Origin of the sequence: Flavobacterium notoginsengisoli (assembly GCF_014207905.1) — a bacterium.
Classification (GTDB): Bacteria; Bacteroidota; Bacteroidia; order Flavobacteriales; family Flavobacteriaceae; genus Flavobacterium; species Flavobacterium notoginsengisoli_A.
On the sequence record NZ_JACHLB010000007.1, the window covers coordinates 119706 to 136609 of the forward strand.

Below are 16904 nucleotides of genomic sequence, written 5' to 3' on the forward strand. Positions count from 1 at the left end.
CAAGTAAACAATAGATTGTACCGTACCGAACTAATCGAAATTGTATCATACTAATTCAAACTTGTATTTTACCGATCTGAAAAAAATTAAAGAATTTTAAATATCTTTGAACTATGAGTACAGCAACAAAACCGAAACATATTGGCAGGAATATCAGCCGAATCAGAGAGCTTCGAGGAATGAAACAAGAAGCGTTGGCTATTGCAATTGGTGTAAGCCAGCAATCAGTTTCTAATATTGAGGGAAGTGAAATTGTAGAAGAAGAAAAATTACAGGTAATTGCTGAAGTTCTTGGAGTGTCTGCTGAAGCAATTAAAAATTATAGTGATGAAACGGTCTTAAATAATATTCAGAATAATTACGAAGGATCTGTTATTAATAGTGGTCCAACAGTAAACCATAATTGCACATTCAATCCCCTTGATAAAGTTGTAGAACTTTACGAACGTTTAGTTCAAGCCGAAAAAGATAAGGTTGAATATTTGGAAAATTTTTTGAAGGCTAAATAAACCTTTTATAAAAGATATAATTAATTCCAAAAAGAGACCTCACAAGTCTCTTTTTTGTTTGTAGAATAGAAAGTAAATCAAGTTTTATTAATGCATCATATTATTATTGTGCGTTAAATGAAAATCAACAAATAAACCGATGGATAAAACTATTAAGCTAAGAGTTAAAAAAGAAATTGATAATAGCAGTGAGCTTAAAGTTTTGAAATTAAAGGGCACTCTAATTTCGAAAGGCTACACTGAAATTATTCATATTGCTGATGAAAATACAGAGTATTACCTCAACTCATTTTCCACTTCACCTGAGAATAAAAAAGAGGTGGAGCATTTTGTCTTAGACTATATCACAAACCATGATCTTGCCGATACTATTTCTTTACTTGAAGAAAACAAATAAATGATTTTTGATTGCGGTAATTTTTTCAAATCATGTGTAAAAACCTTCCTGAAAACAGTCAGGATTTTGTGGATTTCAAAAGTAATATTGTTTGAAAAAGTACGCTTCTTTTTCCCGTTATCTTCATATGATTTTGAGAAGCGTACACTTTCAAAAGATATTTAAAAATTATTATAAAGTTTTTTTATAAGCTTAAAAATCTCCAACCAAAGGAGAAAATAAACTTAAGTATGGACACCTGCAACTGCGTGCATTGGGTGGTCGATATTGTTGGGATTTGCAATACGTTTTTGAAGCTTTGCGGCCATACATCGAAAAAAGGAAGTCAACAACTTCGTTTAACGAGCAATTGCTTCGACGATTTAGGAACAGAAAAGAACCTAAAATATTACGGAAACGAATGCAACGTAATGGCAGAAATTCTATTAAGTCGCTACGACATTTTCACATCCAAAAAATCCAAACACATATTACTACAAACCTTTCAGCAAGTGAAATTGAAACGCTTTACGTAAATCGAGTAAGAAGCCGATTGAGAGAACTGTGTAATTTAATAACTTATGACAGACAAACAATAGACAAACGAAAATAGAAATTAACTTGCGGCAAGAAAACTATATTACTGCCAAAGCTTAATTTTCTAATTAGAAAGTGTGATTTCATATCATTTGTATCAGCTTTAACCTGATATTTAAACTATGCAACATAATTTTTAGGATTAATCGTATGATAGTCAAAACCATAATCAAATTTATTGAATAGATTACATTTGCAATTCACTACACAATGTGTAGTAATTCGCAAACCAAATCCAAAAGTTAACTTTCGGCAATAAAACTAATTTACTGCCAAAGCTTAATTTTTAAATAAAAAGTGGTACATTCACACCATAAATAAGAATAAAGTGGTAAAAACGATTGAAAATACAATAGAGAATTACTTCAAATCTAACACACAACTTTCAAGAGATGAATTAGGAAACCTAATCAGTAGAGACTTTCCGGAACTTTCGGAAGGAACAATAACGGTTTACCTATCTAAACTCAAAAAGGCAGGTGTAATAAATAATCCAGCAAGAGGAATTTATTCAATAACAGATAAACAAATCTTCAATCCGGAAATAAACCAAAATTTAAAAAAGATATACAATAAAATTCATAAAGAATTTCCATTTATAGAAATCTGTGTTTGGAATACTAAATGGTTAAGTGATTTAATGCGGCACCAACCTTTTAAAAACTTCACCATCATTGAAGTCGATAAAGAAGCCGAAGAACAAGTTTTTAATGCGGTAAGCGAATGGACAAAAAACGTGTACTTCAATCCTAATGATGAAATCCTAGAAAGATACATTAGTTCAAATACGGAAGAAGTAACTATTATTAAAAATTTAGTAACCGAATCACCAACTGTAAAAAATAATAAAATAGTGATCCCTACACTGGAAAAATTATTGGTAGACATCATGATAGATAAAGAACTTTTTGCAGCGCAACAAGGAGAGTTAGATTTTATTTACAAGTCTGCTTTTGATAAATACGATGTGAATAAAGCCAAAATGAAAAGATATGCAATAAGAAGAAACAAAGAGCAGGATTTAGAAAGAATGATAAGCAGAATAATTACCAAATAAGCTGTATTTTGCGAATAATAGATAAAAATGATTAACCAAGAAACCCATACAATAGATTGGATCCTTAACTTAAAAAACAAGTTAGGAAAACGCGTCGATCCCAAATTAATTGAAAAAGTAATTTGGGCACTAACATTATTGGAGCAGTTGCAATTAAAAGGCCTAAATTTCATATTCAAAGGAGGAACAGCATTATTATTAGCAACCGAAAAACCTAAACGGTTCTCAATTGATATTGACATAATTACAGAACATTCTGAAAAAGAAATAATAGACATATTGCAGAAAATAGTCGAAGAAAAAATATTTTTGAGTTGGGAAGATGACAACGACCGTAAACACACACCAGATGCACCAATAGGGCATTTTAAAACCTATTATAAAAGTGTGGTAGATGGAAATATTGAGCCAATTTTATTAGACCTGCTCTATACATCAAATCCATACCCAGAAGTTCGGGAATTTCCAATAAAACATACTTGGCTATTAATTTCTGAAAAAGAAACTATAATTACTATGCCTTCCTTTGATGCTATTCTTGGAGACAAACTAACAGCATTTGCTCCCAAAACAACTGGAATCCTTTATAGTAAAGATCGTCCAGTAGAAATTATAAAACAGCTATACGATATTGCATTCCTATTCGACCATATAGCTAATTTAGAAATAGTCAAAGAAAGTTACAACAAAGTAGTCCAGGAAGAGATCGGTTTCCGAAAATTAGCGATAACCGCTAAAGAAGTATTAGAAGACACTTGGCGAGCCTGTTATACATTAGCAGAGCGCGATATAAAATCAGAAGAATTTAATCATTTACAATTGGGCATTCGAAATTTTACCAACTTTATTATTGACAGATTTAGCATTGATGAAGCAATAACAGCAGCAGCTAAAATCGCTTACTTAACTAAACTAATACAATCAGATGCAGAAGTAAAAATAGAAAGATTCAAAAACCCACTCGAAATAAAAGATTGGATAATTGAAGATCCTCAATACAACAAACTGAATAAATTAAAAAAGAATAATCCAGAAGCTTTTTACTATTGGTATAAAAGTTTTTAATTAATGTAATTATCGATGGATATAAAAAGAGATGCTTCGGATAAGCATAAAGGAATTAAACTACAAAAGCTTAGAGCTATCAAATTAGCTTTTGATACAATTATTGCAAATCCAAAGACACAATTCCATGTTGCTATCGAGAGTGATGGTGATGTGTTTATATATAGTGATAACAGAAAATTTATTGAAGAAAATAAAAATTATGAATCAAAAAACTTTTCTTTTTTTAGTCATCAAATATTAAATACTCTAGTATACTTTTTAGATTATTGGTTAAAGGATACAGTAAATAAAAGCCCTAATGTTATTTTTAGCTTCTACTCAACTAATAGCATTTCTAAAGAATATAGTACTGAAAAAGTCAAAGATCTAAATATAAAATTACCTGAGAAACCTATTCTTGAATTACTCATTAGTAAAGAGTGGGATTCAGAAAATACACTTGTTGAAATATGTAAAAAAGTTATACTAAAAGAATATGAAAAACAATATAAAGGGAAGAAAAATAAATATTTAATATTAGAAGAATTTTCAAACGATGATTGGCAATCTTTTTTTAGTCAAATTATTTGGAATTTTGAAATGCCTGCAAATGAAGATTTAGCAAATGAAATATTGGTATTGATAAGAGAATATGCAACTATTAAGCAAATAGATATTGACAACAAAGAAGTCTTCATCAAAGCTATGCTAGGACAAAGATTAGAGGACAAACAAGACGAAGGAGATACAGCAAATCGCTATTTAACTGATGAATCATTAGAGTTGATTTTTCACCAAATTGCCAATCAACCTATTAATAAAAGCATATACAAATATGTAGATTTTGATTATGGCATATTTGTTCAAAACATTAAAGATTATACTTCTAGCTTTTTAAAAGAAAAATATTTCTCCGTTAACAACAAAAAAGATCTCCCTAAGTTTTTATACAGAAATGTAAAAAAGCATAATTCAGAAATTAAAATACAAACTTCACATCTTGAAGAAACTAGACCAGATAATTTGATTAAAAATGTTATCGTAGGAGATATTGATAGTTTTATTAATGACGTAAAACCTATTTTTCTGTTTGGTGAAATTGGAAGTGGGAAGAGTTCAATAATAGCACAATATGTAATTCATAAAAACAATGAAGATAACTTATGTTTACTGATTCCTGTCAATTCTATAAAAGGAAAAGTAACATCCGATTTTATATCTTTATTTGAATGTATTAATCAATTTATTAATTCTAATATATTGGTTCAAGTTGCATTTTTTAACTTTGAATTTATAATAAATAATAGACCTGTTACTATTGTTCTTGATGGTTTAGATGAATTGAATAATCAAGAGGCAAGATATGTTGTAAGGCATTTAGCAAAGCTAAATAAGGATTATTCTGAAATAACCATCATAGCAACAGGTAGACCAATAGAACTACAATCTATTATTAATTTTAATGATTGGAATTGCTTAACTACAATAGAATTAACGGAAAACGAAGTTCTCGAAATTCTAAAAAATGAAGCAATTGCAGCAAATATTCCTGAGGAACATGTTACAAACGATGCGATAAAAAGGCTTGATTTTTTAAAAAGCAGAAATGAATTATCTTTATTAGCCAAAACACCTTTAGTCGTTTGTTTACTTAGAGACTTTTTGACAGAAAGAGTTGAAGACGAAACTCTAGGTACTTTAATGTATAAGGTTTTATTGAAAAGATTAGAATGGGATGAAATTGATTTAAAAACAAACTATTTTAATTTCTTCAACGAGTTTCCAACTGCTATACAACGTGAAAATATTATTGCAATCATTGCAGAAAAGATATTTTTATCTCAAACCAAACAAATAAAAGATGTTCAACTGTCACAAATAATCATAGATAGTCTAGAAAATGTTGAGAATAAAAATAAAATCATCCCTGAAACAATTTTATTTTATAAAAATCTATTTTTACAATTAAATGGCAATTCTTTTAGTTTTATATCTCAACCATTACTAGAAATAGCTTATAGTCTCAAATTGGCTGAAAATATAAAAGACGAATCTTTTTTTATAGATATAAGTGATCATAATTGGAGATCTCTATCTTTTGCGATCGCAGTAAATCGTTTAAAAGGATATGCAATAGAACTTAATAAATCAATTTTTAAAATATTAAAAAAGTTATTGGTTTACGAAGACAATATACCTATTGCAGCAATTATTGTTTCAGAATCTAAAAATTCAGAATTAGAAAACTTTTTATATCAGAAATTTCAAAACTTGAATTTAGACCTGTAAAAACTTGGAGTGAGGGAAGTTTTTTTGGGGAACCAGATACATATTCACCTTATGCAATTGCAGAGGCAATACATTTAGCTGGAGATTCTGGATTTAATTGGTATTTTGAAGAATATTTAAATCCTATACATCCAATACATAGTAGTGAAGAATCTCAAATAAAAGCTATTTTAGGTAGTTACTTTTTTATAGATAAATTTTCACTTAACGAAACAAAAAAAAGTAAATTAATAAATATTGTATATTATCATCTGGCTGCAAGAAGCCAAAGTTGCAGTTATTTTATCCCTTTGTTTGTTTTAATAGCCCCAGAAAAATTTGATTTAAAAACAAGATGTATAATGTTGGCACAGTTGCTACATCATAGGTTATATAATTCTAAATGTAAAGAACTACTACTTTTAGAAATTAAACAAGGTAATAAAAATTTAGTTCTAGACGCATTAGAAATAGTGATTTCTAATCAAGATGAAAATAAGGATGAGACACTTTCTTTTTGGTTAAATACTTGTGACAACTTTGATGAGATTAACAAAACCATAGTAAATAAAATTATCAAGAACATTTCAAATGGCAAATATAAATTATATGATGAGCTCATATTAAAACTCCCAGAAAATGATCTAATAGCTTATCTTCGATATTGCGTTTTGATTGATAATGATGTTTCTGAATTTGCTGCAATTTTACTTTATTCAAAATTTAATGAAAGAGATTTTTATTTAATCACAAGACCTTTACTTTCAAAAACTCAATTTTATTACATTAAACATAACGATAGAAAAAAAATATTAGATGACCTGCTTCTGAATAATCCATTAATATCTTCAAAATTCTTACTTACTTATATCCCTAAAAGGAAAAATAGCAAAGATGAAATACAGGAAACATATATTTATTATTTTAATAAAGTATTAAAAAATGTAGATGAAATACATAAACAAGAGTTTTTATATGTAGTTAATAAATTACCTGAATATCCTATATTAAGTAGATATCCTGAAATTAGAAATAGTTATAAAGAGCTTGTTAACTCGAAACCTCAATACCTTGACTTTTTAAAAGAAGCAACTCAACATTTAGATTTTCGATTGCGTTTTAATGCGAATTCAATTTTACTTGCTTGTTTCCCCGAAAACGCCAAAAAAGAATTAGAAAATATTATTTTTTCAGCGTCAAGTAGAATATTCGATCGAGATGAATGGTTTCGTTTCTGCTTGAAATTAAATTATAGTGATGATGTATTGAATTATTTAAAATCTATTCTTCCAGATTTACCTGCATTGTCAAGATATTATGCATTATTTATTCTTTATCATCAAAATGTTTTTTTGTCAGAAGATAATTTGAATGAATTAATTGAAGGATTAACTGGAGAAGCATATTTTTTTGATTTAGGGGATCCTTTTAAACCTCAACATGATATTAAAAGATTAGGTCAACAAAATGAATTTTATCCAGAACTTATCAATATTTTAAATGGTAACGAATTTGATAAAGCAAGTAGGGCAGCTGGTATATTGATAGACTATCATTTTGAAAAATTATCATATTATGAACTCGGTAAGGCTTATGTTTATTTATGTGAATCGTGGGAAAGAAACCTCTATAATTTTGATAAGTATAAAAAAGAGCTTTTTGATAAAAAAGAGTTTTTAGAAGGTTTTGATGCAGCTAATAAAATATTCGAGAATAAATTTGGTAAAGCATCTCTTTTAAAATTATATAAAAACACAATAATTGATAGTCAGGATTTGTGGTTAGATTTTATAAAGAAACTTATTTACGATGATAAATTTCCAGATAATAACAAAATAGAATTATTTTATAAATGGCTAATTACTTTAAGAAAGAAAACACCAAGTATCACTTCAGAAGCGGGTATTGCGGCAAAAGATTTATTGAGTTATCCAGCTGTCAAGGACGATCGTAAATTTAAAAGTCTATATCCTTATTTTTATTTAATTGCTGATGAGTTTGGCACATTAGATAAAAAAGAAATTGAAAATATATTAATAAATTACGAATGTAGTGATGATATAGCTGTTTCATTCTTAAGTAAACTGGGATATATTCCTAATGATTTTCGACCAGATCATTTTTTAAGCTCACACATAAAAATTTTTTCAGAAAATAAGACTATAAAAATCTCGAAAAATGATCCAAAAGAAATTGAAAAAATATTTTTTGATACCGAAACCATTCCAAATAATATTTCGGAATATATAGAATCCATAATCTTATTTGATTTATATACAAATGAAGAACTAAAAGTTATTGAACAAAAAGGGAATATAGCTTGTTTTGTTGTTTCTATCATTCGTTTTTGCAGAAATGAAGGTTTAACTTTTAAAACTATTTTAAATGCAATAAACGAAATAGGTTGGCCTTATTATAGAAATGTACTAACCCAAACTTTTAGAGAGTCATTATTCATTATTAAAGAAAAACTTTTAGATTCTAAAGAATCTTTGGATAGTTATATACTCGAATTAAAAGAAGACATAGATAATAAAAAGAGAATGATAGGAAATCCTGTTGTAGACAATTTTCAAGAACTCTTTCAATTAGAAGCGACAATTGAATTTAAATATTTAAATATTTTATTTGATGAATTAATAAATAGTCCATATTCATTCAACCTAAATTTGATGAATAATATTTTTTATTTTATTACTAATAAATTAAAAGAAGAAGATTCAAATTTATTATCCCTTGAAGTTGAGAAACGCATAAAAGTACTTACAAGTAATTATTCTCGTAAAGGATTGAATGATGAGGTAATTCCATTATTATGGATGTTCTCATTAATCTCATTTTATTTAGAGAAAGAAGAAAAAGAATATTCTTCGATAGGTTTTTTAAAAGGCTTGGAATCAATATTTATAATCAATACTGACAGAAACTACAACACTAACGAAAATAGAAAAGTAGAAATAAAAGGAAGAGATTTAATGTTATATAGCAATATTATATATGAAAAAATTCCTTCAAGCATTTTTCAGCAAGTAATCATTAATGGTAGTTTAACAGGAACACCTGAAATAAAGGCAATTTGTATTATGTTGAAAGGTTTTGTAAAATTTTAGCCATAAATTTTCATCCTTCCTAATGCTTAAAAAAAATAACTATGATACCTTTTAACACAAAAACGTATTCGCTTGAATATATGCCAGTATTTTTTTCCAGAAAGAATAGGTAATAAATAAGGTTTAAAACATCTACTAACAATTTCACTAAGCTTTAATGCAAAGTAATTTTGAGAATGAAAGCTGTATTTTGTAAAATCCCAATAGTAGCAAGTCAACTGTCACACCATTTTTTAATCTTTTGACTTGTAATTACAAATTTGATTATGAATTATATATAAAATTATACTCAAAACCATTTTTATCAATGTGATAGACTCTAAAAAGGCCTTTTGTTACAAAACCTTCAAACTTGCAAATTTCACCTTCTCGCAACAAAAAACTTTTTTTCTTGATCGTTTTGTATTCAAATAAATTACAAAATGATTCCATTTCGGTTTCTGAAAGTGAAATATGAGCTGCGATGTTTTTCTGAAGAAGCGTTGTCATAGGCTAAAAATTTATATGCTATTTCAAAGGTAAATAACTTCTACTGACAATATGATTTTCTGCTCAAAACATCAAAAATCCTTTCCTCCCAATGGCTTACTTTAACAAATTATCCAATAAAATTTGATATTTTCTACCAACAGGAAGAACTTCACCATTGATCATTGTTAAGCTTTTTGAGGTAAAGTTTTGTATTTTATTGGTATTGACAATAAAAGAACGATGTATTTGAACCACATTATTGACTTGCAATTCCGATGAAACACTTGATAATGAACCGTAAATAATTATAGGTAAATTTACTCTTGAACTGAACAATTTCATATAATTACCCAAACTTTCTATATAAATAATGTCATCTAAGGGTATTTCAGTAATCTGACCATTTACTCTGCAGGAAAGCACTTTTTCTTTCGTATTATTTTCTTTTTTCAGACTAAAACCAGAGTAATAGGTCTTGGCTTTTTCGATTGCTTTTAAAAATTTTTCAAACGAAATTGGTTTCAGTAAATAGTCAATTGCATCATTTTGATAAGCAGAAAGAGCAAAATCTGAGTAAGCTGTAGTTATAATCGTAAGAGGCCGATTGGGCTGCATTTCCATTAACTCCACTCCAGAAATAATTGGCATATTAATATCTAAAAAAATAATATCGTAACTGTTCTCATTTAACATTTTTAATGCTTCCATACCATTGAAGGCGCTTCCTGAGTACACCAGTTCTTCACACTTTGCAATATGTGCCGTCAAAGCCTTATGCGCTGGTGTTTCATCGTCAATTATAAGGCAGCGGTAGGTAGGTTCCATATTTTTAGTTTTATAACAAAAATCTCACTCTCTTTTTTACAAATAAGTTCATGCTTCAATCCATAAACTTCGAGACGTCGTTTTAAATTTTCTATCCCAATCCCAGTACTAGAAAGCCTTGAACCTGTATTCAAAAAATTATTCTTTAAGGTAAAAGATAAACTTTTGCATTTTAATTTTAAATCTGCCACAATAAAAGGCGCTTCTGTTTCTCCAGAGAACTTAATTGCATTTTCAAACAGAGGCAAAAAGAATAATGGAGGAATTTCGATTGCATCAAAAGACCCTTCATAATTTTTTGCAATTGCCAAACGTTCGTTTCGAAAAGTATAATATTCCAGATACTTTTCAACAAAAGCTATCTCTTCGTTTAACAAAACATAATCTTTTTTGGTAGCTTCTATTTGATACCGAAGCATCTCAGAAAGATTTAATATTCTGTCAGGTAATTTATCTGGTTCAGTTAACGATTCCCCATATAAATTATTCATAGCATTAAGCAAAAAATGAGGATTGAGTTGTTGCTTTAGAAAGGAAAGTTCTCCCTTGAAATTAATAATATCCTTATCAGTCTGTGAAACTTTCTTAGTGATTATTATGTGAATAAAAAAGAACGCAATTCCATTCACGACAAGTGATAAAATAGACAATGTTCTAAATTTTCCAAGATCTGCAATTGGAAAATACCAACGCATAAAAAAATAAAAGCCCGCCCAATACACCAAAAGAAGAACAAAAAAAAGCTCATACTTCTTTTTGAATAAAAAAGGCTTAATGATGAAAAGATTAAAGCACGTTATCCAAACAATACAAGGGAAATATCCTAAACAAATTTTGGAAAAAACATAAACCCAGCTATGCTCTTCAAATTTCATTTCATCAAACACACAAACAAAAATAACCCCAAAAACAATAGCATTTAGTATAAGATTTCGGAGAAAAAAGTTTTGATAAATTTTGAGAATTTTCATAACGACAAAAATAAGGAAATTGTGTAGTTTATAATTGGCATTCGAATGAAATTATACAAACGCCATTGGTATAATTATGCTATAATATTATGTTATACCAAGTTACTTTTGATCTGCGTTCTAATTATTATCAAAAATCAATTTTACTTTTTTACTTCTATTTATGAGAACAAAAACCATCTTTTTTTTATTTTAATCTGCAAAGATGAACATACAAATAAAAGTATGTTCATCTTTGCAGATTATTTTTAAATTAAATCAGAATACAATTAGCACCTTCTTCTATCTCCGCCAGAAGGAAGGTCTTTACTACCTTCCTCTATTAATATTGGAACGAGAAGAATTCATAGATTTTGAAGCAGAAGCTCTTGATGAACTAGATGATCTTACAACATTAGGTTTTGAAACTGAATTTTTACTTGAATTGCGACTAGACGCCTTTTTATCTAGTGTAGGAGCAGAATTTCGGTTGTTAGTACCAATGTTATTGTTTCTGCTATTATTTATGTTTATGTTGTTATATGATACACTATTTGAAGTGTTTCTATAAGAATTATTGTAATTATTGTAATGATTATGATTAACAATAACAGTAGTATTGTGATACCCATAACCGCCTCCGTGATAATAAAAATGGTTGGAACGGTAAATATTTACTGGCACAATAGAAAAAGCAGTAAAATAAGGCGGATAAAAGCCATAATAATATGGTGGATAATAAGTGATGTATGCAGGTGAATAGATATATAGCACAATTGGCACTTGTTCTACTATAATGATTGTTTTCGAAGCTGGTACATTTACCGTTACAGGATTAGATCCTGTATAAGCGGGATTGGCTGTAACACTCGAATTACTGCTCGTGCTAGGCTCTACAATATAATCCTTTCCATATAAATCCTTATCTCCCACTATTTGTAAGGATACTTTATTGTTTTTGTCTTTTGACACTAAAATAACGGCTATATCCTGAGTTTCGGATTTACTTATTGCATCTCTTAAAATAAAAGTAAAATCTTCTCCATCTTTTTTGGTCTCCACTTTGATAAAATCAACTTTTTTATCGTCATTTAAATCCAAATTATTGACTTTAGTGTTTTCATCATTCAATTTTTTTTCAAAGTCCTCAATGGTTTTGGATTTTTGAAAAATATCCAAAACAGCATATAAATCCAAATTATCTCCTGGCAAACCAAGCTCTCCTGTTGCACTAGTTGTTTGACAAAAAGCAGTCAAACTTGACAAACTCATCGTAATTAATAAAAACGATACAAATTTTACTCTCATATATTTATAATTTAAAAAATTTATGGCAAAAATAAGGAAATCGTGTAGTTTATAATTGGGAGCCCAATTAAATTATACAAACGCCATTGGTATAATTATGCTATTATAATAAGTATTTTCAAGTTATTTTTGTACTAAGTTTCAAAAAAATCAATAATTACACTTTATACCGACTTATGCGAACAAAAATAATTTCTCTTTTTACTTTATGTCTGTCTTTGCAAACTATAGCTCAGGAAAAAACGAGTATGAAATCCTTTGGAAAATCCGTAACCGATAAATTCCCCACAACTAGAACTTTTGATGTGCAATACGAACAATTAGGAGCTACTAATTTCGATTCAAAACTCTTTGGAGAACCTCTTGAAAAAGGGAGGATTGATAATCATAACCGATTAAAATTTGCTTTCAATATGCCTTTTTATGTCTCTAACTCTAAACGGTTTGTTCTCACAAGTTCTTTGCGATATAAATATGAATCGTATGATTTGGGGCAAAACAACAATAACTCAGATGCTCCTTTTTCAAGTGGGAAAGAAGAATTTCATTATTTGGCAACATCTTTAAGTGCAACCTATAAGGCAAAACTATTTAACAAACCAATCATTTATAATGCTACAGCAACCATCGATGGAAATCATGAAGATGTGCAACGTATAAAAGGAGCTCTATCAGCAACTTTGGTACTAAAAAAAACAGCCAATACCACAATAACAGCTGGTGCTTTGGTAGTATTTGATCCTTCATCGATAATACCTGTTACCCCAATTTTCACCTACAATCATAAATTCGATAAATCGAAATGGGATTTCGATTTTATTCTTCCGCAACGTCTTTTGTTTAGAAGATATTTGTTTGAAAATGGGCGTATTGCATTTGGTACAGAACTGAATTCGGAGAATTTTTATTTGAATTTTAATACTTCTCAACTAAAAGGAATTCATGAATTGAATCAGTTGGAATTGAAATCAGGCATAACGTATGAACATCATTTTACTCCAAAAATAATTGGTTTATTTAAAGCAGGTATCAATAACGTTATAAGGACTCGTATTACCGAAAAAGGCGATCGATCGTCCAAGTATATTTACGACCAAAAGGAAGAAGCTCAAGTCTATTTTAGATTTGGAATTTCTTATAATCTTTTTTAAATTATTTTTAATCTGCTAATTTCTATTGAAGTATAATTAAAACAATGAATTATGGTTGAAATTTTCAAAACTAATGTTGAAATAAATACAGATGCAAATGCTATAGTTTCTATTCTTCAAAGACAATTCCCAGATTGTAAAATTAACTTTGACTTAGAAGATTGTGACAGAATATTAAGAATTGAAGGAGGTCGTTTTAATCCCAAACAAATTATTGAACACTTAAATCTTCAAGGATATATCTGTGTTCCTCTAGAATAGAAACTCTTTCATAATTTAAGTTTTTTTGTTGTTATCCTTTTCTACTTATTGTTGTTGTAAAATCTTAAATAATTGATTTAAAGATTAAACCCTTCCAAAAATTAAAAGTCCAAACAAGGAACCAAATAACTAACCTATGAAACTAATTCTACAAATCTTGCTTACGGGTCTATTTCTAGTAGCTTGTTCTAAAAATGACAACGAATCATCCACTCCATACCTAGACGATGACTTAGCTGGACCAATTTCAAGACCTCAAAGTGGCTATGGCGCTGATGGAACGTATACAGTGGCAAAAGTATCTTTTGCAAGTCCATTGTATAATGGAAAAAACGTAGACGTCTTTTATCCGAAAGAATTAACTGGTCCAAGGCCAACCATTTTTTACTCACATCCTTTTGGCGGAGAAGATAGTACTTACAATATTGGATTATATGAATTTATTGCTAAAAAAGGTTATGTTGTAGTTTTTGCTCCCTATCCAACAATTGGCGTAACAGTTGATGAAAGATACGCTACCCTTTGGGAAAGTTTCAAAAAAGCTGTTAGCAACTACCCCAATATAATCGATACTTCGAAGGTAGGTTTCATGGGACATTCTTTTGGCGGAGGAGCTTCCTTTGCCATGGCTCATAAAGGATTTATTGATGAAGGTTGGGGGCAAAATGGTCGTTTTATTTTTGCTATGGCACAATGGTATTCACATCAAATCACTTCACAAGAATTAAATAACTTCCCTGCCAACACCAAACTCATTACACAAGTTTATGATGATGACACTACGAACGATCATCGTCTAGCTATTGATATTTTTAAAAACAATAATATTCCGAATACTGAAAAAGACTTTATCTTAATCAAAAAAAGTGTCTTACCTACTTATACGTATATAGCAGATCACGTAGTACCAAATACGCAATCTGCCTATGACGCCTATGACTATTACGGTATTTACAGACTACTTGATGCTTTAATAGATTACAGCTTTAACGGTAATTTAGCAGGCAAAAATGTAGCACTCGGGAACGGCTCCAAAGAACAAATCACAATGCCGAGCCATAATGGGCAAGCTTTGGCTCCACTAGAAGTTACAGATAATCCATCTACAAATTACCCTCAGAGCAAATATCAATTCCCGTGTAGCTCTATTAACAATCCTAGACTAGGAAATTGTCAATAAATAAAAACCACAAAGAATCCTAATTACAATTAAGAATAAGACTTTATTTCAATCAACACCTCTCGTATCCTATCTTAACTCATATTTAACAATTATTTCGCAATAATATCGCGATACAATTGTTAACTATGTAGATTAAAAACTAGACAATGATTGCAAAAAAAATCAGTACGTTCATAATACTTTTTACTACGTTCTTCACTGCCTTAGCTCAAGAAAAATTTACGTTAAGCGGAACCATTACTGACCAAAACAGTAATGAGACATTAATTGGTGTCAATATTGTTGTCCTTTTTTTTAATCTGAATGAGATCTTCTTTGTCGGATTCATATAATAGTATGTCCTCTTTTTTTATCATTGGATCAAACCAATCTGTTTTGTCTTTTGCCCATTTTAACCAATCTTGCAATTCAATTGTGAGTTGATTGTTTAATGACGCTTTAGTTTCTAATTCATTCAAGTATTCTCTAACTATTTTGGATTTGTTGTGATATATTGCATTATTAAATAATTCTTTTGTTCTTTGGAGTTCAACCTCTCTCTTCTTCTGGAATTCCTTTTTTATTTTTTCCTCCTCTTCCATTTTAATATGGTGTAACCTGCATTCTTCTCTCCATACTAATTCTTCCATTGCTTCTAATTCAATCTTAGCAATAATTTTAGCTAACTGATTTTCTAATTTTACAGCACCATCACTCCATTCTTTAGCCTTATAACTTTCCCCGATTTTTATAATTAAAATACCTGTTGGAATATAAGTAGACGATCCATAAGGTTTTTCGGAAGGGATCCTTTTATTCTTTTCTCTTATTTCAAAATGAAATTCAACATCGTTTACTACGATACACGGTCCTCTTTTATTTATATCTCTTCTAAATGAATGACCTCTGTATTTTAGTGATTTTATAAACGCATCCATTATTCTTATAGCTCTACTATAATTATCCTGGACTACAAAAATGGAAACAGTATCAATTTTTTCATCCCTATAATAATGATCATTCTTGCTTTTATCGTGAAATCTTATGGTATTTTGAATTAAAATGTCTGGATTACTTAATGTTTCAGGAACAATTAAAGGGGATTTAGCATCACTTAAGATTTCTTTCGTTCTTATAGTAAGTGGAGATTGATCAATGTTAACGAGATTCCCAACTTCTCGTATAGTTAATATAATTTTATCTTCTCCATCAAAAAGTGGGTTAAATTTTGGCTTTTCAATTTCTTTATTGAACTTCAATTTCATCCAATACCCATTATCAGGCATCGGGATTTCGAATTGCTTGCAGAGCTTTTTTAAACCTTCATTTGAAAAAGCATATTGTAAAGTCAGCTTACTAAGTGATGTTGACCAAACCAAATCATATAATTCTTTCCTTGAAAATTCTTTTTTTTCCATAAACTTACTTTTGTAATAATTATCAATTAAATTTATAAAAAGCCTTTTAGATATTGAGTGGAAAGTCTAGAAAAAATCTAACAAATTTATTAATGATTTTTATTTAAATAAGTTTTCGTAAATTATGGTTTTCCGTAACGCGATGATACTTTTATTAATGTTATTTGTATATAGAATATAGGCTTTTCAATAAGTCTAGCTAAAAAATAATTTTAATATAAAAACGTATTATGGAAAAAATTCAAGCAATTAAACCAGGTCCAAAACCTAAAACACCTGACGGAACACCAGATGAAAGAAGAAGAGTGACACCACCAAATCAGCCAAAACATCCTGTTTTAAAGCCACATATACATAAGCCAAAAGATTGAGAGTGTTTATCTAAGTGTGATTC

The 16904-nt window shown here is 29.2% G+C and carries 14 protein-coding genes and 1 pseudogene; 11 read left to right on the forward strand and 4 right to left on the reverse strand.

Going from position 1 to position 16904, the window contains the following annotated elements; all coding sequences use genetic code 11:
• Positions 1-113 precede the first annotated feature (113 nt).
• From HNP35_RS19645 to HNP35_RS19670, 7 genes and pseudogenes are all read left to right on the forward strand, one after another.
• The gene (locus tag HNP35_RS19645) at positions 114-509 is read left to right on the forward strand and encodes a helix-turn-helix domain-containing protein (protein ID WP_184166276.1); all 396 of its coding nucleotides are present in this window, start codon (positions 114-116) and stop codon (positions 507-509) included.
• 139 nt (positions 510-648) lie between these two features.
• Complete coding sequence (locus HNP35_RS19650) at positions 649-906, forward strand: hypothetical protein (RefSeq protein WP_184166273.1); 258 nt, start codon at positions 649-651, stop codon at positions 904-906.
• A 350-nt stretch (positions 907-1256) separates the two neighbouring features.
• A pseudogene (locus tag HNP35_RS23840) lies at positions 1257-1498 on the forward strand (ATPase); the annotation flags it as partial.
• A gap of 312 nt (positions 1499-1810) precedes the next feature.
• Entirely contained in the window at positions 1811-2539 is a 729-nt protein-coding gene (locus HNP35_RS19655; protein WP_184166270.1) for a DUF6577 family protein, read from the forward strand.
• A 27-nt stretch (positions 2540-2566) separates the two neighbouring features.
• A complete protein-coding gene (locus HNP35_RS19660) occupies positions 2567-3604 on the forward strand; it encodes a nucleotidyl transferase AbiEii/AbiGii toxin family protein (protein WP_184166267.1) in 1038 nt (345 codons plus the stop codon).
• A 15-nt stretch (positions 3605-3619) separates the two neighbouring features.
• The gene (locus HNP35_RS19665; RefSeq protein ID WP_184166263.1) at positions 3620-5875 is read left to right on the forward strand and encodes an NACHT domain-containing protein; all 2256 of its coding nucleotides are present in this window, start codon (positions 3620-3622) and stop codon (positions 5873-5875) included.
• Between the two features lie 341 nt (positions 5876-6216).
• Positions 6217-8964 (forward strand): hypothetical protein, encoded by a 2748-nt coding sequence (locus HNP35_RS19670; RefSeq protein ID WP_184166260.1) that lies wholly within the window; start codon positions 6217-6219, stop codon positions 8962-8964.
• Between the two features lie 585 nt (positions 8965-9549).
• Here HNP35_RS19670 and HNP35_RS19675 read toward each other — a convergent pair.
• The 3 genes from HNP35_RS19675 to HNP35_RS19685 all read right to left on the reverse strand — a co-directional run bounded on the left by HNP35_RS19675 (position 9550) and on the right by HNP35_RS19685 (position 12518).
• The gene (locus tag HNP35_RS19675) at positions 9550-10260 is read right to left on the reverse strand and encodes a LytR/AlgR family response regulator transcription factor (RefSeq protein ID WP_184166258.1); all 711 of its coding nucleotides are present in this window, start codon (positions 10258-10260) and stop codon (positions 9550-9552) included.
• On the reverse strand, positions 10233-11231 hold the full coding sequence (locus HNP35_RS19680) for a sensor histidine kinase (protein ID WP_184166256.1): 999 nt from the start codon (positions 11229-11231) through the stop codon (positions 10233-10235). Before HNP35_RS19680 ends, HNP35_RS19675 begins: the two co-directional genes overlap by 28 nt.
• Positions 11232-11540: 309 nt before the next feature.
• On the reverse strand, positions 11541-12518 hold the full coding sequence (locus HNP35_RS19685) for a hypothetical protein (RefSeq protein ID WP_184166254.1): 978 nt from the start codon (positions 12516-12518) through the stop codon (positions 11541-11543).
• 176 nt (positions 12519-12694) lie between these two features.
• On the opposite strand from HNP35_RS19685, the gene HNP35_RS19690 reads away from it, so the two are divergent.
• From HNP35_RS19690 to HNP35_RS19700, 3 genes are all read left to right on the forward strand, one after another.
• Positions 12695-13669, forward strand: a complete 975-nt coding sequence (locus HNP35_RS19690) for a hypothetical protein (protein ID WP_184166252.1) — start codon at positions 12695-12697, stop codon at positions 13667-13669.
• Positions 13670-13720: 51 nt separating this feature from the next.
• Complete coding sequence (locus HNP35_RS19695; RefSeq protein WP_221433481.1) at positions 13721-13930, forward strand: hypothetical protein; 210 nt, start codon at positions 13721-13723, stop codon at positions 13928-13930.
• Positions 13931-14087: 157 nt separating this feature from the next.
• Positions 14088-15110 (forward strand): alpha/beta hydrolase, encoded by a 1023-nt coding sequence (locus tag HNP35_RS19700; RefSeq protein ID WP_246453611.1) that lies wholly within the window; start codon positions 14088-14090, stop codon positions 15108-15110.
• A 266-nt stretch (positions 15111-15376) separates the two neighbouring features.
• On the opposite strand, the gene HNP35_RS19705 is transcribed toward HNP35_RS19700, so the two are convergent.
• Complete coding sequence (locus tag HNP35_RS19705) at positions 15377-16510, reverse strand: hypothetical protein (RefSeq protein ID WP_184166248.1); 1134 nt, start codon at positions 16508-16510, stop codon at positions 15377-15379.
• 230 nt (positions 16511-16740) lie between these two features.
• Between HNP35_RS19705 and HNP35_RS19710 the strand changes: the two genes are divergently transcribed.
• The gene (locus tag HNP35_RS19710; RefSeq protein WP_184166246.1) at positions 16741-16881 is read left to right on the forward strand and encodes a hypothetical protein; all 141 of its coding nucleotides are present in this window, start codon (positions 16741-16743) and stop codon (positions 16879-16881) included.
• The last annotated feature ends 23 nt before the right edge of the window (positions 16882-16904 follow it).

What these genes read in the sequence shown, in the direction of transcription:
- HNP35_RS19645 (WP_184166276.1), top strand. Translation starts at nt 114, where the DNA reads ATGAGTACAGCAACAAAACCGAAACATATTGGCAGGAATATCAGCCGA.
- HNP35_RS19650 (WP_184166273.1), top strand. Translation starts at nt 649, where the DNA reads ATGGATAAAACTATTAAGCTAAGAGTTAAAAAAGAAATTGATAATAGC.
- HNP35_RS19660 (WP_184166267.1), top strand. Translation starts at nt 2,567, where the DNA reads ATGATTAACCAAGAAACCCATACAATAGATTGGATCCTTAACTTAAAA.
- HNP35_RS19665 (WP_184166263.1), top strand. Translation starts at nt 3,620, where the DNA reads ATGGATATAAAAAGAGATGCTTCGGATAAGCATAAAGGAATTAAACTA.
- HNP35_RS19670 (WP_184166260.1), top strand. Translation starts at nt 6,217, where the DNA reads ATGTTGGCACAGTTGCTACATCATAGGTTATATAATTCTAAATGTAAA.
- HNP35_RS19675 (WP_184166258.1), bottom strand. Translation starts at nt 10,260, where the DNA reads ATGGAACCTACCTACCGCTGCCTTATAATTGACGATGAAACACCAGCG.
- HNP35_RS19680 (WP_184166256.1), bottom strand. Translation starts at nt 11,231, where the DNA reads ATGAAAATTCTCAAAATTTATCAAAACTTTTTTCTCCGAAATCTTATA.
- HNP35_RS19685 (WP_184166254.1), bottom strand. Translation starts at nt 12,518, where the DNA reads ATGAGAGTAAAATTTGTATCGTTTTTATTAATTACGATGAGTTTGTCA.
- HNP35_RS19690 (WP_184166252.1), top strand. Translation starts at nt 12,695, where the DNA reads ATGCGAACAAAAATAATTTCTCTTTTTACTTTATGTCTGTCTTTGCAA.
- HNP35_RS19695 (WP_221433481.1), top strand. Translation starts at nt 13,721, where the DNA reads ATGGTTGAAATTTTCAAAACTAATGTTGAAATAAATACAGATGCAAAT.
- HNP35_RS19705 (WP_184166248.1), bottom strand. Translation starts at nt 16,510, where the DNA reads ATGGAAAAAAAAGAATTTTCAAGGAAAGAATTATATGATTTGGTTTGG.
- HNP35_RS19710 (WP_184166246.1), top strand. Translation starts at nt 16,741, where the DNA reads ATGGAAAAAATTCAAGCAATTAAACCAGGTCCAAAACCTAAAACACCT.